Source organism: Roseibium aggregatum, from assembly GCF_017309185.1.
Classification (GTDB): Bacteria; Pseudomonadota; Alphaproteobacteria; order Rhizobiales; family Stappiaceae; genus Roseibium; species Roseibium aggregatum_B.
Map to the genome: position 1 here is coordinate 332,785 of NZ_JAEKJZ010000003.1, position 23,278 is coordinate 356,062.

Genomic DNA, 23,278 nt, shown 5'->3' on the forward strand with positions numbered 1-23,278 from the left:
AGTGAGTTAGCTCCCTCTTTTAGGATTTAACGGATTGTGTTCCGTCGTTGTCGCTGGCGGACGCGAGCCGTCCGCCCGGCGATTTCACACAACAGCGTCGAGTGCCTTGCAGTCGTTCAGCGCCCAGCCCACCGGGACCGTTTCGCCGACCGTCAGCTTCCGTTTCTCTCCACGGTTGCGAACCTTGACGATGAACTCGTCGTTGCCGGCGACGTTCATGCGAACGCGGATGTGGTCGCCGAGATAGATGAGTTCTTCGATCTGGCCGTTGACCAGATTGTCCATCTGGTCGTGGGTGTCGAATTCGACGCGCTCGGGCCGCAGGGACAAGGTTGTTCTGTCTCCGACCTCGGAGACATTGACCTTGTCGGCCTTGAGCTTGGTGCCGTCGTCCAGTTCGACGAGGCATTCCTCGCCCTGAATGTCGACGACCTTGCCGTTCAGCTTGTTGTTCTCGCCGATGAACTGCGCGACGAAGGAGTTCTGCGGGTCTTCGTAAAGATCGTCCGGCGTCGACAGTTGCTGGATGACGCCATCGTTGAACACGGCGACCCGGTCCGACATCGTCAGGGCTTCGGTCTGGTCGTGGGTCACATAGACGACCGTAACGCCCAGGTTTTCGTGAATGTGCTTGATCTCGTACTGCATCTGCTCGCGCAGCTGCTTGTCGAGAGCGCCGAGCGGCTCGTCCATCAAGACCAGTTCAGGATCGAAAACGAGTGCGCGGGCCACGGCGACGCGCTGCTGTTGACCGCCGGACAATTGTGCCGGGCGGCGGTTGCCGAAGCTGCCCAGCTCGACCATCTCCAGGGCGCGCTTGACCTTTTCCTGCTGCTCCGCCTTGCCGACATTGCGGACCTGCAGCGGAAACGCCAGGTTTTCGGCGACCGTCATATGGGGGAAAAGGGCGTAGTTCTGGAAGACCATGCCGATGCCGCGCTTGTGCGGCGGCACGTTGTTGATCGGTCGCTCGTTCAGGTAGATTTCACCGTGGGTGGCCGGTTCGAATCCTGCCAGCATCATCAGGCAGGTGGTTTTGCCGGAACCGGACGGACCGAGCATGGTCAGGAATTCGCCTGGCGGGATGTCGAGATTGAGGTTCTTTACGACGAGCGATACCCCGTCATAGCTTTTTTGAACGCTGTCATAGTGAACAGCAGCGCCCCGTGTCTTCGCCATTTTGTCCCCAAGTCTGGTTCGTTCATTATTATGGATCGCACAACCAGCTGCCTCTCGGGGAGGGCCCCTTCCCAAGGAGCAGTCGACAGATGCGATCGCGCCTAGAAAAACAAAAATGCAGCGGCATGGAAAGGGGGCAATGAAAAAAAATGTTTATTTTTTAATCAACTATCGGCTGAATATTTTGCATTGCGGCGCAATCGGGAAGATTATTACTCAACTTGAAACGCCGGAGAAAGAAGGTCTTGCTCCGGGGCGGTGTCTCTACTGTGCAGTGCTGCGCGTTTTTGCGCTTTTATAAGAGTTTTTTTCAAAATGTCTTGGAGTGGGAGCTGTATTGCGTCATGGAATGCTCCGGCTACGTCATTTCGAAACGGTCGGAGGTTTCCCGCGCCAGATCCCCTCGGCGCGCCTCAACGCATGAGCCCTGCCCGGCGGACCGGACAGGGCGCGAGTGAAAGTCAGCCGGTTGAAACCTTACGGCTTACTTGTAGTCGTACTTGCCGTCTTTCCATTCGTACCAGACATAACCCGGCAGGGAGACGTCGCCTTTTGCGTCGAAGGACAGGTCGCCGAGAACCGTCTTGAAGTCGCCACCGTCGAGGGCCGCGACAACCGGATCGTAGTCGGTGCTGCCGGCGGCCTTGGCGGCATCAGCCCAGGCCTGAATCGCGGCGTAGGTGTAGAGCGCATAGCCTTCGGCGGTCTTGCCGGCGTCTTCAAGGGCCTTCACGACCGGAGCGGCGACCGGGTTCTTGCGCGGGTCCGGGGAGAAGGTCATCAGTGTGCCTTCGCCGGCCGGGCCGGTGATCGACCAGTATTCGTCGGTCACGAGCGCATCGCCGGAAACCAGGATGGTGTCCATGCCCTGGTCAACCATCTGGCGCTTCATGAGGCCGGCTTCGGTGTGGTAGCCGCCGACATAAAGAACATCGACGTTTTCCTGTTTCAGCTTGGAAACCAGCGCGGTGTAGTCCTTTTCACCGGCGGTGTAGGCTTCATACAGGGTTTCTTCCTTGCCGAGGCTGTTCATGACGGCCTTGGTGGCGTCGGCCAGACCCTTGCCGTAGGCGGTCTTGTCGTGAACGACGGCGATGTTCTTGTCGCCGAATTCTTCCGCGAGATAGGTTCCGGCAACCTGGCCCTGCTGGTCGTCACGACCGCAGACGCGGTAGATGCCCGGTCCCGGGCGCTCGTCGGTGAACTTCGGGTTGGTGGAGGCGGGAGAGATCTGAACGATGCCTTCTTCCGCATAGACGGCGGACGCGGGGATCGAGGATCCGGAGCAGAAATGGCCGGCCATGAAGACCACGCCCTTGCCGACCATCTGGTTCGCAACCGCGACGGCCTGTTTCGGGTCGCAGGCGTCGTCGCCGATTTCCAGAACCAGCTTTTCGCCATTGATGCCGCCAGCGGCGTTGATGTCGGCCACGGCCTGCTCGGCACCGGCCTTCATCTGTGCGCCGAAGGAAGCGTACTGACCGGTCATCGGGCCGGCTGTCGCGATAACAATATCCGCAAAAGCCGCCGTGGACATGGCAATGCCGGCCACCGCGGAAACGCTCGCCAAAAGATATTTCTTCATCATCAACTCCCCTGGTTCCAGGTACCTGGACCGTGTTGGACAAGAAGCAAATGCTTCCGGTTTTGGCCGGGCTGCGAACGCCTTGTTTTCTTGTTCGCCCGTACCCCGGCCGGTTCTCCATGGGCACGCGATCCGTGCCCCTGGTATCTGTCAGCCTTCAGCGTAACGGTCGGTTTCGCCCTCGCGCAACCGCCAAGTGAAGGGGCCTGTCTTTTCGTAAAGCCAGACATATTGCGTCGTCATCTGGCCCGTTCGCGTATAGCGCCATCCCGCCAGCCCGATCGCCAGCAGGACCAGATAGTCCACGACGAGATAGTGGACGGACAGCAGCGTTCCCTCGAAGAGGGCGAAGGTCAGGAAGCGGATCGCCAGCGTCAGAAGGAAGACGAACCAGAACAGAACCCAAAGCGGGCGCCAGGTGTTGGCGCAGGCGCGTCCGGTCATCCAGGCCGCGCCGCCGCCGAGTGCGCACAAGAGGATCAGGAAAACGCCGATACCTGTTTCGTAGAGAATACCCATACCGTGCTCCTAATGCCTGCCGCCTTCGAGATACGCCGCCTGGACGTCTTCGCGGGCGAGCAGTTCCTGTCCGCTTCCCGACATGGTGATCTTGCCATTCACCATCACATAGCCCCGGTGCGCCAGTTTCAAGGCGTGATAGGCGTTTTGCTCCACCAGGAACACGGTCAGTCCGTCGTCGCGGTTGAGGTCCCTGATCGCGTCGAAGATCTGTTTCACGATCAGCGGCGCCAGCCCGAGCGAGGGTTCGTCCAGAAGCAAGAGCCGCGGCCTTGACATCAGCGCGCGGGCAATGGCCAGCATCTGCTGTTCACCGCCGGACAGGGTGCCGCCGCGCTGGTTGCGGCGTTCCTTCAGCCGCGGGAACAGGTCGAACACGCGCGCGAGGCTGCCCTCAAGGTCTTCGTTGCCGGCGGTTTCCGCACCCATGACGAGGTTTTCCATCACACTCATGCGCGGGAAGATCCGCCGTCCTTCGGGAGACTGCGCAATCGACTTGCGCATGATCTCGTGGGTCGGCATCCGGGTGATCTCCTCGCCGTCGTAGAAGATTTCGCCCGAGCTTGCCTGCGGCGTGCCGCAGATGGTCATCATCAGGGTTGACTTGCCAGCGCCGTTGGCGCCGATCAGGGTCACGATCTCGCCCTTGTCCACGATCAGGTCGACGCCGCGCAGGGCGATGATCTTGCCGTAGTGGGTTTCGACGTTGCGGACTTCGAGAAGGTGGTTTGGTGTCGTCACAGGCCGACCTCCTCTTCAACCGTGTCGACTTCCTCGTCCGGGACGCCGAGATAGGCGGCAATCACCTTCGGGTCGTCCTTGACTTCGGCCGCGCTGCCGTCGGAGATCTTCTCGCCGTAGTCCAGCACCACGACGTGGTCGGAAATTTCCATGACAACGCTCATGTCGTGCTCGATCAGAAGGATCGAGGTGTCGTGTTCCTTGCGGATGTACTGCAAGAGCGCGTTCAGTTCCGCGCTCTCCTTCGGGTTCAGCCCGGCGGCCGGCTCGTCGAGGCAGAGAAGCTCGGGTCCGGAACACATGGCGCGCGCGATTTCCAGGCGGCGCTGGTCGCCGTAGGGCAGATCGGCGGCCGGTGCGTCCGCCCGGTCGATCAGGTTGGTCTTGTCCAGCCAGTAGCGGGCCTTTTCGACCGCGTCGCGTTCAGCCTTGCGGAAGGACGCAAGGCCGAAGATCCCGGCGAGCGAATAGCCGGAGGCCAGCATCAGCGGATTGTGCTGGGCCACCATCAGGTTTTCCAGAAGGGTCATGCCGCCGAACAGGCGGATGTTCTGGAAGGTACGGGCGACCTTGGCCTGCGCCGAGATCTGGAAGTCCGGCATGCGTTCCAGCAGATAATGCTCGCCGTTGGACCGGTTCATGACGATCCGCCCCTCGGTCGGCTTGTAGAAGCCGGTCACGCAGTTGAACACCGTCGTCTTGCCGGCGCCGTTCGGGCCGATCAGCGCGGTGATGTCGCCGCGCCCGACGTTGAAGGACAGGTCGTCGATCGCGACCAGGCCGCCGAAGCGCATGGTCAGGTGCTCGATGGTCAGGACGGGGTTGGTATCCCAGGCGCTCATCCGTGGCCCTCCTGCACGAGATCGGCGCTGATGCCCTTGGCCTTCTTGCCGCTCAAGGTGATCGACGGATTGCGGGTGGAAATCAGGCCGCGCGGCCTCCAGACCATGATGACGACCATGAGCAGGCCGAAGACCAGCATGCGGTATTCCTCAAGTCCCCGGAAAAATTCGAAGCCGCCGATCATGACGATGGCCGCGATGACCACGCCGATCTGGCTGCCGAGACCGCCGAGCACCACGATGGCCAGGATCACGGCGGATTCGATGAAGGTGAAGCTTTCCGGAGAGATGAACCCCTGGCGGGTGGCGAAGAAAGATCCCGCGAAGCCGCCGAACATGGCCCCGAGCGCGAAGGCGGTGAGCTTGGTATTGGTGGTGTTGATGCCGAGCGAGCGGCAGGCGATCTCATCCTCGCGCAGAGCCTCCCAGGCGCGGCCGACGGGCAGCTTTCTCAGGCGCATGGTGACGAAATTGGTGATCAGCGCCATGATCAGAATGAGGTAGTAGAGAAAGATGATCCGGTGGATCGAACTGTAGTCGAGACCGAAGGTGTCGGCGAAACCGCCTTCTCCGCGCTTGAACTCGAGGCCGAAGAAGCTCGGGCGCGGGATGCCGGAGATGCCGTCCGGACCGCCGGTGAACTCATACCAGTTGAGCAGGACGACCCGGATGATCTCGCCGAAGGCGAGCGTCACGATGGCCAGGTAGTCGCCTCTCAGGCGCAGCACCGGAAAGCCCAGGATGATCCCCCAGAAGGCGGCCAGAATGCCGGCGAGCGGCAGGCAGATCCAGAAGGAGAAGCCGAAATACTGTGCCAGCAGCGCGTAGGAATAGGCGCCGACCGCGTAGAAGGCGACATAGCCGAGATCCAGAAGGCCGGCCAGGCCCACCACGATGTTCAAGCCCCAGCCCAGCATCACATAGGTGGTCACCAGGATGGCAAGGTCGAGATACTGGCGCGAGCCCCGGGCGCCGTAGGCGGAAAGCAGCAGGAAAGGCAGCGCGACGGCGAGGATCAGGAACAGCGGCATGGCGTATTTGCCGAGCGGCGCCAGCATCTTTGCGCTCGGCATGAAGCTGCCAGCCGTTTCGGTGACCGGCTTGTCGGCCTTCCAGACGAACAGGTTCAGGAGCAGCCGGCCACCAAAGACGACCGCGACCGCGATCGCAACGGCCACCCAGCGGTACTCGATGCCGAGCTGGCCGCCGAGGCCGCTGGCGACTTCGGCCTTCATGCCGATCAGCACGCTGAACAGGGCGAGCGCGATCAGGCCGCCGGCAGCCGCATCCTTGAGCGAGACCGCAAGCAGGTTATCGGATTTGGCAGACATCGATCAGACCTTCTCCACTTCCGGCTTGCCGAGCAGACCTTCGGGCATGAAGATCAGCACGATGGCGAGGATCGAGAAAGCCGCGACGTCCTTGTATTCCACGGAGAAATATCCGGACCAGAAGGTTTCGATCAGGCCGATGAGCAGACCGCCGAGCATGGCGCCGGGCAGGGAGCCGATGCCGCCCAGAACGGCCGCGGTGAAGGCTTTCACGCCCGCCAGGAAGCCGATGTAGAAGTCGATCACCCCGTAGTAGAGCAGGAACATCAGACCTGCGACCGAGGCGAGCGCGGCGCCCATGACGAAGGTGAGGGATATCGTCCGGTCGACGTTGATGCCGAGCAGCGAGGCCATCTTGCGGTCCTGTTCGCAGGCGCGTTGCGCACGGCCGAGAGACGTCTTGCTGATCAGCAGGGTGAACCCGATCATCAGCGCCGTCGTGACGAGGATGATCAGGATCTGTGAATAGGAGAGCTGGACAATGAAGCCTTCGCCGTCCGCGCCGCCGTCGCTCAGGGTGAAGCCGCCGGAAATCAGCGGCTGCAACGGCTTGTTGCGCGCGCCTTGCGAGATCTGGACGAAATTCTGAAGGGCGATGGACGCTCCGATGGCCGTGATCAGCGGTGCGAGGCGGAAGGAACCGCGCAGCGGGCGATAGGCGAGGCGCTCAACCGTCCAGCCCCAGGCGGCCGTCAGCGCCATGGAGGCGACCAGAACGGCGATCAGCGCGAGGATGAGAAGGACCACGGGCAGCGATGCCGTGATGCCGAATGCCACGATGAAAATCAGCGCGATGAACGCGCCGACCATGAAAATGTCGCCGTGGGCGAAATTGATCATGCCGATGATGCCGTAGACCATCGTGTAGCCGATGGCGATAAGGCCATAGATCGACCCGAGCGTCACGCCGTTGATCAGCTGCTGCAGAAAATATTCCATATTGTTATTATTACCCCCGGTCGCTTGGCCGTTTGCTGTCGAGGCTTGTCACCTTCGTTACAATTTCATTACCAAGACGATTTAGCTTAGACAATTCCTCTCGCAATGCGTGCTTGAGAAAAATATTTCATTTCTGAAATCGGCGTTAAGCGAAAATATTTTTCTTTGTGACAAGAAAATCTTTCTCATAGGAAAGAGATTTGGCGACAGGATTTCGAGCCTTTTGCCGAGCGGCGAACCGGTTGCTAGCCGAATTTTGACTTTTTGGACAAGAGCGCGATCCGGGCCCGAAATCCGGTGTCGGTGTTGGCAAGGTCAATGCTGCCACCGGCCGTCTCAACGACCTCCCGGGCGATCGCCAATCCCAGGCCGTCACCGGTAGCGCTTTCGTCGGCGCGTTCCTGACCGTTTCGAAGGCGCGCCAGACGGTCCTCGCGGATCCCGGGACCGTCATCTCGAAGATCGAGCACCAGGGTGCTGCCGTCGGTCCTGGCGCTCACGGTGATGCGGTTACGGGCGTGGCGGGCCGCGTTTTCGGCAAGCGCTCCGAAGGCTTCCGAAAAGTCGGTCGCGTCGATGCAGACATCGACGTTGCCGGGGACCTGGATATCCCAATCCAGCGCTCCGCCTTCCGGGGTTCGCTGGAGCACTGCGACAACCCCCTCAACGACCGTCGCCGCATTGCAGGCAGTGCGCCGCTGGGCGCCTTGTGTGCGAACCCGGACGAGTTCCCGTTCGATCCGCTTTTGCATGGAGCGCGCGATCATGACGATGTCGTTGGCGGTCTGCGTTTCGCCTCGTTCGCGCAAGCGGCCCGCTTCCCCGAGCAGCGCCTGAAGCGGCGTTTTCAGCCCGTGCGCAAGATCGCCGGCCCGGGCCCGGGCACGTTGAACGTCACTTTCGCGGGCCGAGAGCAATTCGTCGATTTCCCGTGCCAGTGGCTCGACTTCCGCCGGCCAATCACCGCCCATTCTCGCGGCGTCGCCGCGCCGCAGCGCCGCGGTTCTTTTTGTCAGCGCGCGCAAAGGCCTGAGGCCAACCGTCATTTGCAGCCAGCCCGCCATGGCCAGCGCGCCACCCAGGAGCAGGAGGTAAGGCGCAAGATCCACCGCGAATTTCCAGCGGGCCGTGGCGATCTCCGTGCTGTCGAGCGCCACAACCGCCGTTACTTCGGTCCCGCCGTCATCGACCGGCAAGGTCACGTTCCGGATCAACGCGAGAACCGGTTTTCGATCGGGGCCCGGAAGCTCGTACAGACCTGAGGACCGGGGTGACGCTCCCGCTCCCGCCTGAGCGAGGGGGAGTTCAAAATCCCAGAGCGAGCGTGAGCGAAGGACCTTCCCATCCGCCGCGAATTGCCAGTAAAGTCCGCTGTAGGGCCGGTCAAAACGCGGGTCGGCGGGCGAGATCGTCATTGCAAGACGCGTGTCCTGCTGTTCCAGACCGGAAAGCAGCTGGTCCAGATGGACCGAAAGCTCCAGCGCTGCCCTGCGTTCGGCGTGGCTGCCGAAAAGTGCGGTGAGCCCGATGGCGGACAACCCGAGCGCGGCCAGGATGGCAAGGGTACCGGCCAAAGCGAGACGGGCTTTCAGGGAAAGCCTTGTCACGGGCCGCTGTCCGACAGGTAATAGCCGAAGCCGCGCCGCGTACCGATTATTCCCGCGCCGAGTTTCTTGCGCAGCCTTGCAACGACGGCTTCCAGGGCGTTGATCTCGCGGGCGTCGTCGTCGCCGTAAAGATGCTCCAGCAATTCGCCCGGCGGCACCACCCGCTCATGGTGAACGGCTAGATAGGCAAGCAGGCGGAACTCCAGGGCGGTGGCATCCACGGACCGCCCGCTCACCCGGACCTGCATGCGGTTCAGATCTATCGTCAGCTTTCCGATGTCCTGGACCGAGTGGCTGCGGCCCGCCGCCCGGCGCACGAGCGCCCGGGCGCGCGCGATCAGCTCCTCCATCTGGAACGGTTTCGCGAGGTAGTCGTCGGCGCCCGAGTCGATCCCCTCAACCCTTTCAATCCACGAGCCGCGGGCGGTCAGGATCAGCACCGGCACGTCGCGGCCTTCGCTGCGCCAGCGCCTGAGCACCGTGAGGCCGTCCAGTTTCGGCAGCCCGAGATCGAGCACGATCAGGTCGAAATCTTCCGTTTCGCCGCGAAACCAGGCCTCTTCACCGTCCTTGGAGAGTTCAACCCGGAAACCCGCATCGGTGAGCGCGGAGGCGACATCACCGGCGATGCGCGGATCGTCCTCGACGGCCAGCACGCGCATCACCTGAGCTCCAATTCACGGTCGAGCACTTCCCCGGATCTTGCGTCAATCTCCAATTCGATCAGCTGTCCCTCGGGCGTGATGAATTCGAACTCGTAGATGAAGCGTCCGTGACGTTTATCCAGTTCGACCTCGATTACCCGTCCCGCGACTTCGGCCTCGGCGATCGCGAGGATTTCGCCAAGCGGCAATATTTCACCGCGCAACACGGCCGCTCGTGCCGCGTCCTGATCGAAGCCCTTCCTCGCGGCGGCAGGGGCAGCCACGAGCAGGCAGGCGATCAGGCCGAGAATGGGAAAGGGACCGGTCTTCATGGAGGCAGAATGTAGCCGAGCCAAGCTGATAGCAAGCTGACAGAAGGGGTCAGCGTCGTGTCAGGACGGGTTTGTCATGGTGCGAGCATCCGGGACGGACGAATGTCCCGACGCCCAGGTCAATCTGAAGGAGCGATTATGAAACTCGCATGGCCCCTCATCGCCGGAACCCTGCTCGCGGCGCCCGGCTCCGCCCTTGCCCAAAACAGCCAGTTCACGTCCATGGCGGAGAAAGCGCTCGGCGAACCTTTCGTCGGTGTCACGACGGACGGAACGCCGCGGCCGGATCTGTTCGAAATCGAGCCGACCGGTATTCCCATGGACGCGGTTCGCACGGCGGCCCAGGGCTTTCTCGACAGTTTGCCGGAAGATGTGCGGGAAACCGTGATTTATCCCGTCGAAAGCGACGAATGGCGGCACTGGTCGAACTTTCACCAGTTCCCGGGGCGCAACGGTCTGTCCATGGAAGACATGAGCGATGCGCAGCGCGAAGCCACATACAACCTGTTGCGCGCCTCGCTCAGCGCCAAGGGCTACGAGACCTCACGCGACATCATGCGGCTCAATCATCATCTGGGGGAACTGGTCGACAACTTCGAGGAATATGGCGAGTTCAAGTACTGGGTGACCGTTTTCGGGACCCCGTCTTCCGAGGAACCCTGGGGCTGGCAGTTCGAAGGCCATCATCTGGTGATCAACTATTTCCTGCTGGGCGATCAGCTTGTGATGACCCCGACCTTCATGGGGTCCGAACCGGTTCGTGCGCAGAGCGGCAAATATGCAGGCACGGAAGTCCTTCAGGAGGAGCAGGATGCAGGGCTGGCCTTTCTCCATCTCCTGCCTGAAGACCTGCGCGAGCGGGCGATCATCGGCGGCAAGGAAGGCAGATCGAATGCGCTCGGTGAGCTTTTCAAGGACAATATCGTGGTGCCTTACGAAGGTCTGCCGGCGAAGGATCTGGACCAGGAAACCTTGAAGGCGTTGACGGGGCTGATCGCCCTTTTTCTGGAAAGCCTTCCGGAAGACCAGGCGAGCCGCAAGATGATGGAAGTGCTCGATCACCTCGACGAAACCTATTTCGCCTGGCGGGGCGGTACGGATGACGAGAGTGTCTATTACTTCCGAATCCAGAGCCCGGTCGTTTTCATTGAATTCGACCACCAGGGCCTGATCGCGCTTGAGGGCGACTGGAACCTGCCGTCGCGCAGGCACGTCCATACCGTCATCCGCACGCCGAACGGAAACGATTACGGCCGGGATCTCCTGCGGCAGCACTACGAAGAAGCCGCCGCCGATCCCGATCACGGGCATTCACACCCGCATCGGCCCCAGGCAAAGTAGGTTGGAATGGAGGGGCTCCGCCGGAAAGCCTTTGCAGGCTCGCCAGCGGAGCGTTGTCTCAGTTCGGTCCCTGACGCAGGTTGTCCGGCAGCCAGGTGGCGAGGTCCGGGAAGAGGATCAGGACGAAGACCATCAGGACCATGATCAGGAACATCGGTACCGCGGTGCGGGCGATATAGCCCATCTCGTGATGGGTCATGCCCTGCATGACGAACAGGTTGAAGCCTATGGGAGGCGTGATCTGCGCCATTTCGACCACCACCACGATGAAGATGCCGAACCAGATCAGGTCGATGCCCGCAGCCCGGATCATCGGCTCGACCACGGCCATGGTCAGCACCACCGAGGAGATGCCGTCCAGGAAACAGCCGAGGATGATGTAGAACACCAGAAGCACCATCAGGAGCTCGAACCGGCTCAGGTCCCAGGCGGCGATCAGATTCGCCAGGCCGCGCGGCAGGCCGGTGAAGCCCATGGCGAGCGACAGGAAGGCCGCACCCGCCAGGATCAGGGCGATCATGGCGCTGGTGCGGGTCGCACCCATCAGGCTCTCGGTGAAGGTCTTCCAGGTCAGCGAACCCTGGCTGGCGGCCAGGATCAGTCCGCCGATCACGCCGAAGGCAGCCGCCTCCGTCGGTGTCGCGTAGCCGAGATACATGGACCCGATGACGACGACGATCAGCGCAAGGACCGGAAGAAGGAAGCGGGAGTTCTGGAGCTTCTCCGCGAACGTCATCGGATCTTCCACGTCCGGTCGCCACTTGCTGGACACCTTCGAGTAGATGGCGACATAGGTCATGAACATCATCGCCAGGACCAGACCGGGAACGATGCCGGCGAAGAACAGCTTGGTGATCGACTCGTTGATGGTCACGCCATAGACGATGAGCGTGAGCGACGGCGGGATCATCAGGCCGAGCGTGGCCGCGCCGGAGAGGGTGCCGATGATCATGTTTTCCGGATATTTGCGCTTGCGCAATTCCGGGATCGACATCTTGCCGACGGTGGTCAGCGTGGCCGCGGACGAGCCGGAGACGGCGGCGAAGACCGTGCAGCCGACGATGTTGGTGTGCACCAGGCCGCCCGGCAACCGGGCCATCCAGGGCGAAAGCCCCTTGAACATGTCTTCCGACAACCGGGTCCGGTAAAGGATTTCTCCCATCCAGATAAACAGCGGCAGCGCCGTCAGCGTCCAGCTTGAGGACGCGGACCAGACGGTGGTCAGCATGACGTCGCCGACCGGGCGGGTCGTGAACAGCTCCATGCCCACCCAGGCAACGCCCATCAGCGCCAGGCCGACCCAGACGCCGGTGCCCAGAAGCGTGAACAGCACGAACAGGAAGAGAATGACGATCGAAAGGTTTTCCATGGATCTACTCTCCCGAACTCTGGTCCGCCAGATCCCGTTCGATCCGGTGGGTGCCACGGAAGACCACGTAAAGAAGGTGATCGGTCAGGGCGATGGCAAGGATGATGCTGCCGACCAGTAGCGGCATTTGCGGAATCCAGAGCGCGGTGCGGTCCTGGCCCTGGCTGACGTCGTTGAACTTCCAAGACCAGTAGACGAAACGGAAGCAGTAATAGACGAAATACCAGGTAATGGCCGCGCCGATCAGGAAACACCAGGCGTCGAGCCAGCGCGAGGCCTTTTCAGGCAAGGCGTTGAGCAGAAGCGAGACACGGATGTGCGAGCCCCGGTTCAGCGCATTGGCGAAGGCAAGGAAGGAAGCGGCCGCCATTGTGTAGCCGGCGTAATCGGGTGCGCCGGGAAACACCTCGCCGGTCCAGCGCGCCAGCATCTGGAGAACGATCAGCAAAAGGATCGCGATCAGGCACAGGGCCGCGGCGACGCCGGCCGCCAGATAGATAAAGTCGAGACCACGGCGAAGTCCCCGCAGGAACGCCATCACCCACCTCATTCGTTGGTAACTTGGAAAAAGGCCGCTCCGGGTTCGCCGGAACGGCCTCAGACTGTCAGCTTAGTTGCCGGAGGCCTTGAAGGCATCGACAATTGCCTTGCCCTGATCGCCTGCGTCGGCGAGCCATTCCTCGGTCATGGTCTCGCCGATTTCCTTGAGCTGAGCCTTGAGCTCATCGGACGGCGGAGCGACGGTCATGCCGCCGTCGCGCAGCCCCTGCAAGGTGAACTGGGTGTATTCCTTGGCGCGCCAGGTGCCGGCATATTCGGCCAGTTCCGCACAGCCCTTGATGACGTTCTTGTTGGCATCGGAAACGCCGGACCAGACATCGGAGTTGACCATGATGTAGTTGCGCGGCAGCCAGGCATCGACCTCGTAGAAGTAGTTGAGGCTCTCCCAGACCTTGCGGTCGTATCCGGTGGCGCCGGAGGAGATCATGCTGTCGGCGACGCCGGTGGCGAATGCCTGGCTGATTTCAGCCGCTTCGATGGTGACCGGGAGCATGCCGGTCAGCTCGGCCAGACGCGAGGTGGCGTTGGAATAACTGCGGAACTTGACGCCCTTCATGTCGTCCACGGACTTGACTTCGTCCTTGAAGTACAGGCCCTGCGGCGGCCACGGCACGGAGTAGAGCAGGGTCAGGCCCTGGTCGGCGAGAACGCCGGTCAGCGGGTCCTTGGCCGCATCCCAGAGTTTCGCGGCGTCATCGAAAGAGGTTGCCAGGAAGGGGATGGAATCAACCCCGAAGATGGCGTTTTCGTTCTGGTGGCCGGACAGCAGACGCTCGCCGATCGGCACTTGGCCGGTCTGGATGGCGCGCTTGATCTGGGCGCCGGGGAACAGCGACCCGGACGGATGGGTGACGATCTCGATTTCGCCGCCGGTGCCGGTGGTCACGCATTTGGCGAATTCCGCCGCCGTCATGGAGTGAAAGTTGGTCGCCGAATAGGCCAGCGGCATATCCCATTTTTCCGCGGATGCCGGTACAGCCGCAGCCGCCGTCATCGGCAGAACCGCCACGGCGGCCTTCAAGGTGGTTTTCAATCTGTTCATGTTCCGCTCCGTTGTTTTAAGGAAGGTGATTTTTTTATCTTGGCACCTGGTGACTGAAACGTCCCGGCGCATAGGGGGTGAGGTCGAGGTTCACCGGTTGGTTCGCCACGAGCCCCGCAACCAGGCGGCCGGTTTTCGGGCCGCCGGTCAAACCGATATGATGATGGCCGAAGGCCGTGAAGACCCCCGAGCCATTGACCTCGCCGATCAAGGGCAGACTGTCGCTCGGCGCAGGCCGGTGCCCGAGCCAGGGTTCCTCGCGCGAGAACTTCAGGTTCGGGAAGGTCTCCTTCACCTTCCGGCGCAAGAGCTCGAGAGGAGCCTTGCTCGGACCGGCCTCCAGTCCGCCGAACTCGACAATGCCGGCGCAGCGCAGGCCCGCGCTCATCGGCGTCGCGACGAACTTGCCTGAAGCGACCATGGCCGGTGCTTTCGGCCCGCCTTCGGGATCTTCAAAGACAATGTGGTACCCGCGTTCGGTTTCCAGCGGTATGTTCAGGCCGAGCTTCTTCATGAGGGGAGCAGACCAGACACCGGTCGCCAGGACAACCCTGTCGCAGTCGAATGGGCCTTCTGAGGTCAGAACTTTGGTGACCGTACCGTCTTCAATGTCGAAATCCTTTACCTCGGCCTCGACGACGACACCGCCCAGTGCGGCGAAATCCTTGGCAAGGGCGGCGACATAACCGCCCGGATCCAGAACGAAGCCGTGGTCCTTCATGGAGGCGAGCAGGGTGACGGCGGGGCCGAAAGCCGGATCGTAATCCTGAACCTCTTCTCCCTCGATGAGTCGCGGCTCGAAGCCGGAAGCCTTGCGAAGGTCCCACACATAGGCGTCGGCGTCGAAGGCCGCCCGGTCCCTGTAGGCGAAATTATAGTCGCTCTGTTGAACGAAGGTGCGCGCGCCGAGGCCGTCGGTCAGGGAGAGATGTTGCTCGACGGTATCGCCGACAATCGGATTGAGGGCGGTCGCGATCCGCCTGGTGTCGGCGTCATTGGCGTGGCCGAGGTATTTCGTAAGCCATGGCAGCAGCTTCGGCAGGTAGCCCCAGCGCAGGAAAAGCGGAAAGTCCGGGTCGAGCAGAAGCTTGAGGCCCTTGAGGATCAGTCCGGGCGTCGTTACGGGCACATTCGAACAGGCGGCGAGAACGCCCGCGTTGCCGAAGGAGGTTCCCTGACCCGGTTTGTCCCGGTCGATCAGCGTGACGTCCAGCCCCATGCGACGGAGCCAGATGGCGGTTGAAACGCCGACGATGCCGCCGCCGATCACCACGGCCTTCATCGGCATGTCCCGGTCTCCCTGTCCCCCAGAAAACCCAGCCTAGTCCCCATTCGCTCCGGTTCCCCTTACCTGACGATAATTCTCATTTGCCTCAAGGAGCGGAAAGCTGTCCCCGGATGGGCATGCTTTCAAAAGCCTGAACGTAAGTCCTTGAGATTAGTGCATCGTTTGACGATCCGTTCAATAGGCAATTGTGAATTTTTCTCTGTACTTGACGCTGCACTTTGATCTGTATACAGACGGTAATGCAAAGTCAACACGCCCTTCGGATGGGCAACCGGGAGTTGGAACGTGAAGGAACGGAACACGGCGAACACCATGACCGGCGCGGAAGCGATGGTGCGGATGCTGGAAGCGCATGGGGTGCGGCACATCTTCGGGCTGTGCGGCGATACAACCCTGCCGTTCTATGACGCGCTATATCGTCTGGATCACAAGATCGAACACATCCTGACCCGCGACGAACGCTGCGCCGCCTATATGGCCGACGGCTATGCGCGGGTGACGAAAAAAGTCGGCGTCTGCGAGGGGCCGTCCGGCGGCGGGGCGACCTATATCCTGCCCGGTCTGGTGGAGGCGAATGAAAGCTCCGTACCGATTCTGGCGATCACTTCCGACGTCGGTACGCGCTCAAAAGGCCATTATCCGTTGACGGAACTGGATCAGGAAGGTCTGATGCGGCCCCTGACCAAATTCAACACGGTCATCCAGCACGCGGATGCCATACCGGATACGGTGCGCACCGCGTTCCGCAAGATGACGACGGGCCGACCGGGCACCGCGCATCTGGGGCTGCCGATCGACGTTCAGCGCGGCGAGGCCAATCCGGACGATATCTGGGCGGATCCGGCGCATCAGACCTATCCGGCCTATCCCTCCGGACCGGACCCGGATGCTGTCGAGGGGGCGCTGGACGCGCTGCTCTCTGCCAAGTTCCCGGTGGTGATCTGTGGCGGCGGGATCGTGCTCGCCGGCGGCGAGGCCGACTTCGTCTCATTCGTGGAATCGCTCGACATTGCCGTGGCAACGACGATTTCCGGTCAGGGCTCCATTCCCGAAACCCATCCGAACAATATCGGTGTGGTCGGATCGAACGGTGGTGTGCCGGCGACCCGCGAACTGGTGCAAAAGGCGGACCTCGTGCTCTTCATCGGTTGCCGGGCAGGCTCGGTGACGACGGAACTGTGGCGTTATCCCTCCAAAGCGACCCGGATCGTCCATATCGACAGCGATCCGGAAGTGATCGGCGCGTCCTACCGGACCGAGGCCGCCCTGGTCTCCGACGCAAGGCTGGCCTTGAAGGCGCTGAACGGGGCGCTGGCGGCGCGCGGTCCTCAAGCGGGCTTTGGCGGGGCGAGCGCCGTCGCGCCGCTCAAGACAAGGAAATGGGAGGTCTTCAACCGTTTCTCCGGAACGGCGGAGACGCCCATTCGGCCGGAACGGACCATCGCGGCCCTGCGACGGGTTCTCGACGACGACGCGATCCTCGTCGGCGATCCGGGAACGCCCTGTCCCTATCTCTCCGCCTACTACGAACTCAACACCACGGGGCGGACACTCTTTTCCAACCGCGCGCATGGCGCACTCGGTTACGCGCTTTCGGCCGCCATGGGCGTCAGCGTCGGCGCGCCCGGCAAGAAGGTCGTCTCGCTCATGGGCGACGGCAGCTTCGGCTTCACCTGCGGCGAACTGGAAACAGTGGTCCGCAAGAACATGCCGATCACCTTCATCGTCTTTTCCAATTCGGTCTACGGCTGGATCAAGGCCGGACAGAAGACCGGCTTCGACGAGCGCTATTTTTCCGTCGACTTCAACCGGACCGACCACAAGGCGGTGGCCGAGGCCTTCGGCGTCAAGGCGTGGCGGGTGGAAAATCCGGAAGATCTGGACAGTGTCCTGCGTCAGGCGGTCGAGCATGACGGCCCGACGCTGGTCGACGTGATCAGCCAGCCGCTGAACGAGGCGAATGCGCCGGTCAGCGAGTGGATTGCGTGATGGCGGATCACAGAATTGAACGCCTTCGGGTTCATCGGGTGCATATCCCCGCGAAGGCGGTCCATTCCCATGGCTCCGGCGATGTCTCGGGCATCAGCGCGGTGCTCGTCGAGATTGTCACCGATACCGGCCTGACCGGATGGGGGGAGGCATCGCCCTGGCCGGTCTTTACCGGCACCGTCGAGGCCAATGCTGCGGCCTTGCATACCTATTTCCGACCTTTCCTGATCGGCAGCGATCCGTTGCAGGTCGAGGTGCTGGTGAACCGGGCCGACAAGGTGCTGGTCGGCCACCCGGAAGCCAAGGCGGCGCTGGAGACCGCACTGCTGGACCTGACCGGACAGATCGCCGGGCTTCCCATTGCCGAGCTGGTCGGTGGCCGGTTCCGCGATGAAATTCCGATGAGCTTTTCCATCGCCAATCCGGATTTCGACAAGGATCTGGAAGACGTCGCCGCGCTCTGGGCGGATGGGGTGCGGATCTTCAAGCTGAAGACCGGTTTCAACGATCATGCCTTCGACGTCATGCGCCTGGAGCGGCTGCGGGAGGTCTATGGCGCGGAGGCGGATCTCAGGATCGACTACAATCAGGGTCTTCCCGCCTATGACGCCGTCCGCCGGGTGCGCGACCTGGAACGCTTCGCGCCGACCTTCGTCGAGCAACCAGTCCTGATGCATGAGCGCGAGGTTCTGGCCGAGATCACGCGGGCCGTGGACGTGCCGATCATGGCGGACGAATCCGTGTTCGATCCGAAGGATGCCTTCCGGGGCGCCATGAACCGGGTCGCCGATATCTTTTCTCTGAAGATCTCCAAGTCCGGCGGTATCCGCCGGGCGCTGCAGATTGCAGCCATCGCGCGCGCGGCCGGGATCGACGTCTATGGCGGCTGCATGTTCGAGACGTCCATCGCCCACGCGGCAGGGGCGCACCTGATGGCGGCGGTTCCCGATCTGCGGCTCGGCTGCGAGTTCTACATGTCGAACTATTACGCGGAGGCCGATATCGCCCAGGTGCCTTTCGCGGTCACCGGTGGCAAGGTGCAGGTTCCGAAGGTGCCGGGCCTTGGGTGCGTCCCCGACCCGGACAAGCTCGCCCGCTACCGGCTGGAGGTTCTGGAGTAGATCGTGACCATGTCGCCGGTTCGAGACCGCTGGATGTATACAGAGGCGTATATTGAGTAACACCCGGCAATGTGCCAAGAGACCCCGAGTGTCGGCGGGAGGATGGAATGAGTGAGACGCGGGTCGAGACCCTATATGCGCGGGTGAAGGAGATGGCGGTGAATTTTCACCTGCGTCCCGGTGAGCGCATCAACGAGGTCAGCCTTGCGCGCGAGCTCAATGCCAGCCGCACGCCGCTGCGCGAGGCGTTGAACCGGCTCGTGACGGAGCAGCTGCTCGTGTTTCAGGCCGGCAAGGGGTTCTTCTGCCGTGCGCTCGACGCCCAGTCCATCTTCGATCTCTACGAAATGCGCGCATGTCTCGAAGTGATGTCCGTTCAACTGGCCTGCGAGCGGGCCTCGGACGAGGATATCGCGAAGCTGAAAGAGACCGAGTTCGTGGACGGCATGCTTTACGCGGGCCGCACGATCGGCGATGCAACCGCCGGCGACGAGGCCTTCCATGTCGCGATTGCCCGTCTCAGCGGTAACGCGGAGCTGGTCAGGCAGCTTGAGCGGATCAACGAGCGGACGCGCTTCATCCGGTGGGTGGCGATGGCCGAGGCCGTGGTGCGGACCAAGGGCGAGCATGAGATCATCATGCAGGCGCTCGAAAAAAAGGATGTGGCCAAGGCGGCCGACATCATGCGCGGCCATGTGATGCGCCGCATGGATCAGGTCGTTGCCGCCGTGCGGGAAGGCTATTCCAATATCTATGTGTCCGGACCGGAAGAAATTTTCGAGCGCAAGCTCGTTGGAGAAGAGGTGTCTCAGTGAAAGTTACGGGCGGCAAGGCAGTCTACGGGGCAAGTGTCGGCATCCTTATGCTGGAGGCCCGGTTCCCGAGAATCCCCGGCGACATGGGCAATGCGCTGACCTGGCCCTTTCCTGTGCTTTACAAGGTGGTGCGCGATGCCACGCCAGACCGGGTCGTGCGCAACAAGGCAAGCGGTCTGCTCGACACCTTCATCGGCGCGGCGCGCGAGCTTGTGGCGGATGGCGTCGACGGAATTACCACGAATTGCGGTTTTCTGGCCCTGTTTCAGGACGAGCTGGCGGAAGCCGTTCCGGTTCCGGTGCTGACCTCGTCCCTCATGCAGGTGGCCATGGTCAACCGGACTTTGGCCGGGGGAAAGCGGGCGGGCGTTCTGACCATTTCCGGCTCCACGCTGACGCCGCTTCACCTGGAAAAGGCCGGTGTTCCCGAAGGCACACCCCTTGGGACAACGGAAGGCGGGTGTGAATTCACCCGGGTCATCCTGGACAACGAGCTCGAACTGGATGTGGAGCTGGCGCGCCGGGATAATGTCGAGGCAGCCCTCAGGCTTCAGGCGGACAATTCCGATCTGGGCGCCATCGTGCTGGAATGCACCAACATGATCCCCTATGCCGCCGACATCCGCCGGGCAACGGGACTGCCTGTCTATTCCATCGAGAATTTCGTGCGCTGGTTCCAGGGCGCCCTGGTCCCGCGCACCTTTCCGGCACCGTGACTACCGTTTCTGTCCATAGGCAAGGGTGATGGAGTGCGCCGCGGCCGTCACCAGCGGCGCGAATTTTTCTTCCGCTTCCTCCGGTGTATAGCGGCTCCGCGAAACGCCGATATTGATGGCGGCGGTCGGACGCCCCGCGCGACCGAAGATGGGGGCGGCGACCGACAGATCGCCGATGAAATATTCCTCGAACGCCGTGGCATAGCCGTCGCGCCGGGCCGCGCGAACCCGGTCGAGCACTTCGGCCTCGTTCCAGATCGTATACGGTGTGACCGGCCGGAGATCCGAGCGCCCAAGCAGTTCGCTTAGCTCATTGTCGGCCAGACCGGAGAGCAGGGCACGTCCTGGCGACGTGCAATAGGCGGGCAGGCGGGTTCCTATGACGACATCGTTGTTGAGCACATGGCGGCTCATGAAACGGGAGACGAAAACGATCTCGGTGCCGTCGGGAACCGTCAGATTGACCGTTTCCTCCGTCGTTTTGCTCAAGTGCAGCAGGAAAGGCATGGCCTGCGCCAGGAGGGTATTCGAATGGGTGTAACGATAGCCCATCTCGAGAGCCTTCACGGTCAGTTCGTAGTGCCGTGTCTCGCTGCTTTTCCTCAAGTAGCCCAGCTCTGCAAGGGTATGGGTGAAACGCTGTGCGGCGCTCATGCCCATCCCGGTCTCGTCTGAAATCTGGGAAAGGCTCAGGGAAGGCCTGTGGCCGTCGAACAGATCTAGGACCCGGAAAGCCTTCTCCACCGAATGGACCATCAGGGGATCGCGGGCCACCGGATCCTTGCTTGTTCTTTTTTTCATTGAAGACCGTGCCGCTTCGAGAGGCCTCTCTCAAGAGACGTGCCGACACGAGACAATGCTCCGGCAAGCGAGTCAGCTTGACAGGGGTAATTTTCGATTACTATCATAATGCAATAAGAGTTATTGTATTGCAATAGTAGAGTGTGAAGAGGCATCCAGATGAATGAGTTTGTTCTGATTGAGCAGCGGAAGACCGTCGGTATCATCACCCTGAACCGGCCGGAGGTTCTGAATGCCTGGCACAGCCCCATGCGCAAGCAGCTTGTGGCGGCGTTGAAGGTTTTTGAAACGGATGAAGCGATCAGGGCGATTGTGCTGACGGGGGCGGGCGATCGGGCCTTCAGCGCGGGTCAGGACCTCAACGAAACCAAAACCTTCTCGCCGGAACGCAGCAAGGAATGGGTCGGCGAATGGGAAACCCTTTACGAGACGATCCGTTCGCTGTCCAAACCGCTGATCGCAGCGCTCAATGGTGTGGCCGCGGGGTCCGCGTTCCAGGTTGCGCTTCTGTGCGATTTCCGTGTGGCCCATCCGGGGGTGCGCATGGGGCAGCCGGAAATCAAGTCCGGCATCGCCAGCACCACAGGTCCGTGGATCATGAAGGAGATCCTGGGGCTTGCCCGCACCATTGACCTGACCCTGTCCGGCCGCCTGATGGAGGCGGACGAGTGCGAGCGGGTAGGCATTCTAAATCGGATCGTTCCCCAGCCAGACGTCATGCCGGAAGCCATCCGGCTGGCTGAAGACCTGGCGGCCCTTCCGCCGGTGGCCATGCGGCTCGACAAGCAGCGTTTCAGGGAAATGACCGAAGCCGGTTTTCGGGACTGTCTGGAGGCCGGCACGCGGATCCAGGCGGAAGCCTATGCGTCCGGGGAGCCCGCACGGATGATGGAGGAGTTTCTGGAAGCACGGCGCAAGCGCAAGGGGTAACTGCTTTGACCGAGCTTGCCTGCTTTGTGCGCTCGTTCCGGCAAAAGGCCGGGGCGTGCCCGGACAAGGTCTTTGCGACCTTCGACGGCGAGGCCATAACCTTTGGTGACCTGGACAGGATGTCGGACACCTTCGCGGCGCACCTTCGCGGCGAAGGTGTCCGGCGCGGCGATGCCGTCGCGGTGATGATGCGCAATTCGCGGTTTTCCCTTGCCATCCTGTTCGGCCTCGCAAAGGCGGGTGTCGTCTGGGTGCCCGTAAACGCCCAGCTCAAGGGAGAAGGGCTGGCCTACATCCTTCAGCACTGCGCGGCCAGGGCGGTGATCTGCAACAGGGATCTGCTTGAAACCATTGACGCCTGCGGAGCCGATCTCACCGGGCTTGAGCTGATTGTCGCAGACGATACGGAGCGCGCCGGCGCTTTGGAGCCGATCTTCGACAAGCCTCTGCCCTTTACCGAAACACCACCCGAGGCGCAGGACCTTTTCGCGGTCATGTACACCTCCGGGACGACCGGGCGGCCGAAAGGCGTCATGGTCACGCACGGCATGCTGCGCCTGTCGGGCGAGGCGGTGAAGCATCTCTCCCGGGCGGACGACGGCGACGTTTTCCTTGTGTGGGAACCGCTCTATCATATCGGCGGCGCCCAGCTCATTATCCTGCCGCTTCTGGCCGATGTCGTTCTGGCCATGGTCGCGCGCTTCAGTGCGAGCCGGTTCTGGGAGCAGGTCCGGACCTGCGGCGCAACCCATATTCATTATCTCGGCGGCATCCTGCAGATCCTTCTGAAGCAGCCGGAAGGTCCGGGCGACCGGAGCCATCCCGTGCGTGTCGCCTGGGGCGGTGGGTGTCCGAAGGAGATCTGGACCGCGTTCGAGGAACGGTTCGGCGTGGAAATCCTGGAATGCTACGGCATGACGGAAGCCTCCAGTCTCACCACCTGCAACGACGAGGGCGTTGTCGGCGCGGTCGGCCGGCCCATGCCCTGGTTTTCCGTCGAGGTCGTCGATGACGACGGCTTGCCGGTGCCGACCGGCGAGAAAGGCGAGATCGTCGTGGAGACCTCTTTGCCCGGAGCTCTTTTCAAGGGCTATCTGAACAACCGGGAAGCGACGGAAAAGGCGCTGCGGGACGGCAGGCTTCATACCGGCGATTGCGGATCGATCGATGGCAAGGGAGTCCTGTGGTTTCACGGCCGCCTGACCGACAGCGTGCGCTGCAAGGGCGAGAACGTCTCGGCTTTCGAGGTCGAAACCGTCGCCGGACGCTATCCGGCCGTCGAGGATTGCGCCCTGATCGGTGTTGCCGCGGAGGTCGGCGAGCAGGACATCAAGCTCTTCGTCAAGCCCAAGGCCGGGCAGGTGCTCGATTTACAGGCCTTTTCCGACTGGCTCGGCGAACGCCTCGCCGCCTATCAGCGGCCGCGCTACCTGGAGCTGGTCGAAGAGTTCGAGCGTACGCCAAGCCAGCGGATCATGAAGCACAAGCTTAGCACGGACGTCTCAGGGAGCTGGGACAGGCTGGCCACCTGATGCTATCGCTCTCCTGACGTACTCTGCCTGAGCTCACGAGCGACTTGCTCAAAG

The 23,278-nt window shown here is 62.0% G+C and carries 23 protein-coding genes; 8 read left to right on the forward strand and 15 right to left on the reverse strand.

Translation table 11 applies throughout. The features are described 5' to 3' along the window. Positions 1–84: 84 nt before the first annotated feature. The gene (locus tag JF539_RS16695; protein WP_207141832.1) at positions 85–1,179 is read right to left on the reverse strand and encodes an ABC transporter ATP-binding protein; all 1,095 of its coding nucleotides are present in this window, start codon (positions 1,177–1,179) and stop codon (positions 85–87) included. 139 nt (positions 1,180–1,318) lie between these two features. Here JF539_RS16695 and JF539_RS16700 point away from each other — a divergent pair, with 139 nt between their 5' ends. Continuing rightward, complete coding sequence (locus JF539_RS16700) at positions 1,319–1,480, forward strand: hypothetical protein (RefSeq protein WP_207141833.1); 162 nt, start codon at positions 1,319–1,321, stop codon at positions 1,478–1,480. A 183-nt stretch (positions 1,481–1,663) separates the two neighbouring features. Here the strand turns inward: JF539_RS16700 and JF539_RS16705 are convergent, their stop codons facing one another. From JF539_RS16705 to JF539_RS16745, 9 genes are all read right to left on the reverse strand, one after another. Continuing rightward, positions 1,664–2,764, reverse strand: a complete 1,101-nt coding sequence (locus JF539_RS16705) for a branched-chain amino acid ABC transporter substrate-binding protein (protein ID WP_207142046.1) — start codon at positions 2,762–2,764, stop codon at positions 1,664–1,666. A gap of 150 nt (positions 2,765–2,914) precedes the next feature. Then, the gene (locus JF539_RS16710; RefSeq protein ID WP_207141834.1) at positions 2,915–3,283 is read right to left on the reverse strand and encodes a DUF6867 family protein; all 369 of its coding nucleotides are present in this window, start codon (positions 3,281–3,283) and stop codon (positions 2,915–2,917) included. Between the two features lie 9 nt (positions 3,284–3,292). Further along, the gene (locus tag JF539_RS16715; protein WP_207141835.1) at positions 3,293–4,024 is read right to left on the reverse strand and encodes an ABC transporter ATP-binding protein; all 732 of its coding nucleotides are present in this window, start codon (positions 4,022–4,024) and stop codon (positions 3,293–3,295) included. Then, positions 4,021–4,866 carry an ABC transporter ATP-binding protein gene (locus tag JF539_RS16720; RefSeq protein ID WP_207141836.1) on the reverse strand — a complete coding sequence of 282 codons (846 nt, stop codon included), beginning with the start codon at positions 4,864–4,866 and terminating at the stop codon, positions 4,021–4,023. Before JF539_RS16720 ends, JF539_RS16715 begins: the two co-directional genes overlap by 4 nt. Beyond that, positions 4,863–6,197: a high-affinity branched-chain amino acid ABC transporter permease LivM gene (gene livM, locus JF539_RS16725; protein ID WP_207141837.1), complete on the reverse strand. Its 1,335-nt coding sequence runs from the start codon at positions 6,195–6,197 to the stop codon at positions 4,863–4,865. Before livM ends, JF539_RS16720 begins: the two co-directional genes overlap by 4 nt. A 3-nt stretch (positions 6,198–6,200) precedes the next feature. After that, positions 6,201–7,136, reverse strand: coding sequence for an ABC transporter permease subunit (locus JF539_RS16730; protein WP_207141838.1), 936 nt, complete (start codon positions 7,134–7,136; stop codon positions 6,201–6,203). A gap of 245 nt (positions 7,137–7,381) precedes the next feature. Beyond that, positions 7,382–8,743: a sensor histidine kinase gene (locus tag JF539_RS28020; protein ID WP_207141839.1), complete on the reverse strand. Its 1,362-nt coding sequence runs from the start codon at positions 8,741–8,743 to the stop codon at positions 7,382–7,384. Then, on the reverse strand, positions 8,740–9,405 hold the full coding sequence (locus tag JF539_RS16740; RefSeq protein ID WP_207141840.1) for a response regulator transcription factor: 666 nt from the start codon (positions 9,403–9,405) through the stop codon (positions 8,740–8,742). The genes JF539_RS28020 and JF539_RS16740 overlap by 4 nt, the downstream gene beginning before the upstream one ends. Beyond that, entirely contained in the window at positions 9,405–9,719 is a 315-nt protein-coding gene (locus JF539_RS16745; protein ID WP_207141841.1) for a PepSY domain-containing protein, read from the reverse strand. Before JF539_RS16745 ends, JF539_RS16740 begins: the two co-directional genes overlap by 1 nt. Before the next feature lie 138 nt (positions 9,720–9,857). Here JF539_RS16745 and JF539_RS16750 point away from each other — a divergent pair, with 138 nt between their 5' ends. Then, positions 9,858–11,060, forward strand: coding sequence for a DUF3500 domain-containing protein (locus JF539_RS16750; RefSeq protein WP_207141842.1), 1,203 nt, complete (start codon positions 9,858–9,860; stop codon positions 11,058–11,060). A gap of 58 nt (positions 11,061–11,118) precedes the next feature. Here the strand turns inward: JF539_RS16750 and JF539_RS16755 are convergent, their stop codons facing one another. From JF539_RS16755 to JF539_RS16770, 4 genes are all read right to left on the reverse strand, one after another. After that, a complete protein-coding gene (locus tag JF539_RS16755) occupies positions 11,119–12,429 on the reverse strand; it encodes a TRAP transporter large permease (protein ID WP_207141843.1) in 1,311 nt (436 codons plus the stop codon). A gap of 4 nt (positions 12,430–12,433) precedes the next feature. After that, positions 12,434–12,967: a TRAP transporter small permease gene (locus JF539_RS16760; protein ID WP_207141844.1), complete on the reverse strand. Its 534-nt coding sequence runs from the start codon at positions 12,965–12,967 to the stop codon at positions 12,434–12,436. Between the two features lie 72 nt (positions 12,968–13,039). Beyond that, positions 13,040–14,032 carry a TRAP transporter substrate-binding protein gene (locus tag JF539_RS16765; protein ID WP_207141845.1) on the reverse strand — a complete coding sequence of 331 codons (993 nt, stop codon included), beginning with the start codon at positions 14,030–14,032 and terminating at the stop codon, positions 13,040–13,042. Between the two features lie 34 nt (positions 14,033–14,066). After that, the gene (locus JF539_RS16770) at positions 14,067–15,320 is read right to left on the reverse strand and encodes an NAD(P)/FAD-dependent oxidoreductase (protein WP_209017367.1); all 1,254 of its coding nucleotides are present in this window, start codon (positions 15,318–15,320) and stop codon (positions 14,067–14,069) included. A gap of 285 nt (positions 15,321–15,605) precedes the next feature. On the opposite strand from JF539_RS16770, the gene JF539_RS16775 reads away from it, so the two are divergent. The 4 genes from JF539_RS16775 (at position 15,606) to JF539_RS16790 (ending at position 19,961) form a co-directional block, all read left to right on the forward strand. Then, on the forward strand, positions 15,606–17,309 hold the full coding sequence (locus tag JF539_RS16775; protein WP_328809255.1) for a thiamine pyrophosphate-binding protein: 1,704 nt from the start codon (positions 15,606–15,608) through the stop codon (positions 17,307–17,309). Then, positions 17,309–18,430: an enolase C-terminal domain-like protein gene (locus JF539_RS16780; protein WP_207141846.1), complete on the forward strand. Its 1,122-nt coding sequence runs from the start codon at positions 17,309–17,311 to the stop codon at positions 18,428–18,430. The genes JF539_RS16775 and JF539_RS16780 overlap by 1 nt, the downstream gene beginning before the upstream one ends. A 107-nt stretch (positions 18,431–18,537) precedes the next feature. Further along, on the forward strand, positions 18,538–19,245 hold the full coding sequence (locus JF539_RS16785) for a GntR family transcriptional regulator (RefSeq protein ID WP_207141847.1): 708 nt from the start codon (positions 18,538–18,540) through the stop codon (positions 19,243–19,245). Between the two features lie 47 nt (positions 19,246–19,292). Beyond that, positions 19,293–19,961: an aspartate/glutamate racemase family protein gene (locus tag JF539_RS16790; RefSeq protein WP_236042545.1), complete on the forward strand. Its 669-nt coding sequence runs from the start codon at positions 19,293–19,295 to the stop codon at positions 19,959–19,961. On the opposite strand, the gene JF539_RS16795 is transcribed toward JF539_RS16790, so the two are convergent. Beyond that, positions 19,962–20,762: an IclR family transcriptional regulator gene (locus JF539_RS16795; RefSeq protein WP_207141849.1), complete on the reverse strand. Its 801-nt coding sequence runs from the start codon at positions 20,760–20,762 to the stop codon at positions 19,962–19,964. A gap of 159 nt (positions 20,763–20,921) precedes the next feature. Here JF539_RS16795 and JF539_RS16800 point away from each other — a divergent pair, with 159 nt between their 5' ends. Together JF539_RS16800 and JF539_RS16805 are read left to right on the forward strand one after the other, a co-directional pair. Next, the gene (locus tag JF539_RS16800; RefSeq protein WP_207141850.1) at positions 20,922–21,692 is read left to right on the forward strand and encodes an enoyl-CoA hydratase/isomerase family protein; all 771 of its coding nucleotides are present in this window, start codon (positions 20,922–20,924) and stop codon (positions 21,690–21,692) included. Between the two features lie 5 nt (positions 21,693–21,697). Next, positions 21,698–23,224: an AMP-binding protein gene (locus tag JF539_RS16805; RefSeq protein WP_207141851.1), complete on the forward strand. Its 1,527-nt coding sequence runs from the start codon at positions 21,698–21,700 to the stop codon at positions 23,222–23,224. The last annotated feature ends 54 nt before the right edge of the window (positions 23,225–23,278 follow it).

Coding starts and splice junctions, on each gene's coding strand:
- JF539_RS16745 (WP_207141841.1), bottom strand. CDS start 9,719: ATGAAGACCGGTCCCTTTCCCATTCTCGGCCTGATCGCCTGCCTGCTC.
- JF539_RS16795 (WP_207141849.1), bottom strand. CDS start 20,762: ATGAAAAAAAGAACAAGCAAGGATCCGGTGGCCCGCGATCCCCTGATG.
- JF539_RS16710 (WP_207141834.1), bottom strand. CDS start 3,283: ATGGGTATTCTCTACGAAACAGGTATCGGCGTTTTCCTGATCCTCTTG.
- JF539_RS16755 (WP_207141843.1), bottom strand. CDS start 12,429: ATGGAAAACCTTTCGATCGTCATTCTCTTCCTGTTCGTGCTGTTCACG.
- JF539_RS16730 (WP_207141838.1), bottom strand. CDS start 7,136: ATGGAATATTTTCTGCAGCAGCTGATCAACGGCGTGACGCTCGGGTCG.
- JF539_RS16695 (WP_207141832.1), bottom strand. CDS start 1,179: ATGGCGAAGACACGGGGCGCTGCTGTTCACTATGACAGCGTTCAAAAA.
- JF539_RS16750 (WP_207141842.1), top strand. CDS start 9,858: ATGAAACTCGCATGGCCCCTCATCGCCGGAACCCTGCTCGCGGCGCCC.
- JF539_RS16780 (WP_207141846.1), top strand. CDS start 17,309: ATGGCGGATCACAGAATTGAACGCCTTCGGGTTCATCGGGTGCATATC.
- JF539_RS16740 (WP_207141840.1), bottom strand. CDS start 9,405: ATGCGCGTGCTGGCCGTCGAGGACGATCCGCGCATCGCCGGTGATGTC.
- JF539_RS16760 (WP_207141844.1), bottom strand. CDS start 12,967: ATGGCGTTCCTGCGGGGACTTCGCCGTGGTCTCGACTTTATCTATCTG.
- JF539_RS16790 (WP_236042545.1), top strand. CDS start 19,293: ATGCTGGAGGCCCGGTTCCCGAGAATCCCCGGCGACATGGGCAATGCG.
- JF539_RS16765 (WP_207141845.1), bottom strand. CDS start 14,032: ATGAACAGATTGAAAACCACCTTGAAGGCCGCCGTGGCGGTTCTGCCG.
- livM (WP_207141837.1), bottom strand. CDS start 6,197: ATGTCTGCCAAATCCGATAACCTGCTTGCGGTCTCGCTCAAGGATGCG.
- JF539_RS16705 (WP_207142046.1), bottom strand. CDS start 2,764: ATGAAGAAATATCTTTTGGCGAGCGTTTCCGCGGTGGCCGGCATTGCC.
- JF539_RS16700 (WP_207141833.1), top strand. CDS start 1,319: ATGAAAAAAAATGTTTATTTTTTAATCAACTATCGGCTGAATATTTTG.
- JF539_RS16720 (WP_207141836.1), bottom strand. CDS start 4,866: ATGAGCGCCTGGGATACCAACCCCGTCCTGACCATCGAGCACCTGACC.
- JF539_RS16800 (WP_207141850.1), top strand. CDS start 20,922: ATGAATGAGTTTGTTCTGATTGAGCAGCGGAAGACCGTCGGTATCATC.
- JF539_RS16785 (WP_207141847.1), top strand. CDS start 18,538: ATGAGTGAGACGCGGGTCGAGACCCTATATGCGCGGGTGAAGGAGATG.
- JF539_RS16770 (WP_209017367.1), bottom strand. CDS start 15,320: ATGCCGATGAAGGCCGTGGTGATCGGCGGCGGCATCGTCGGCGTTTCA.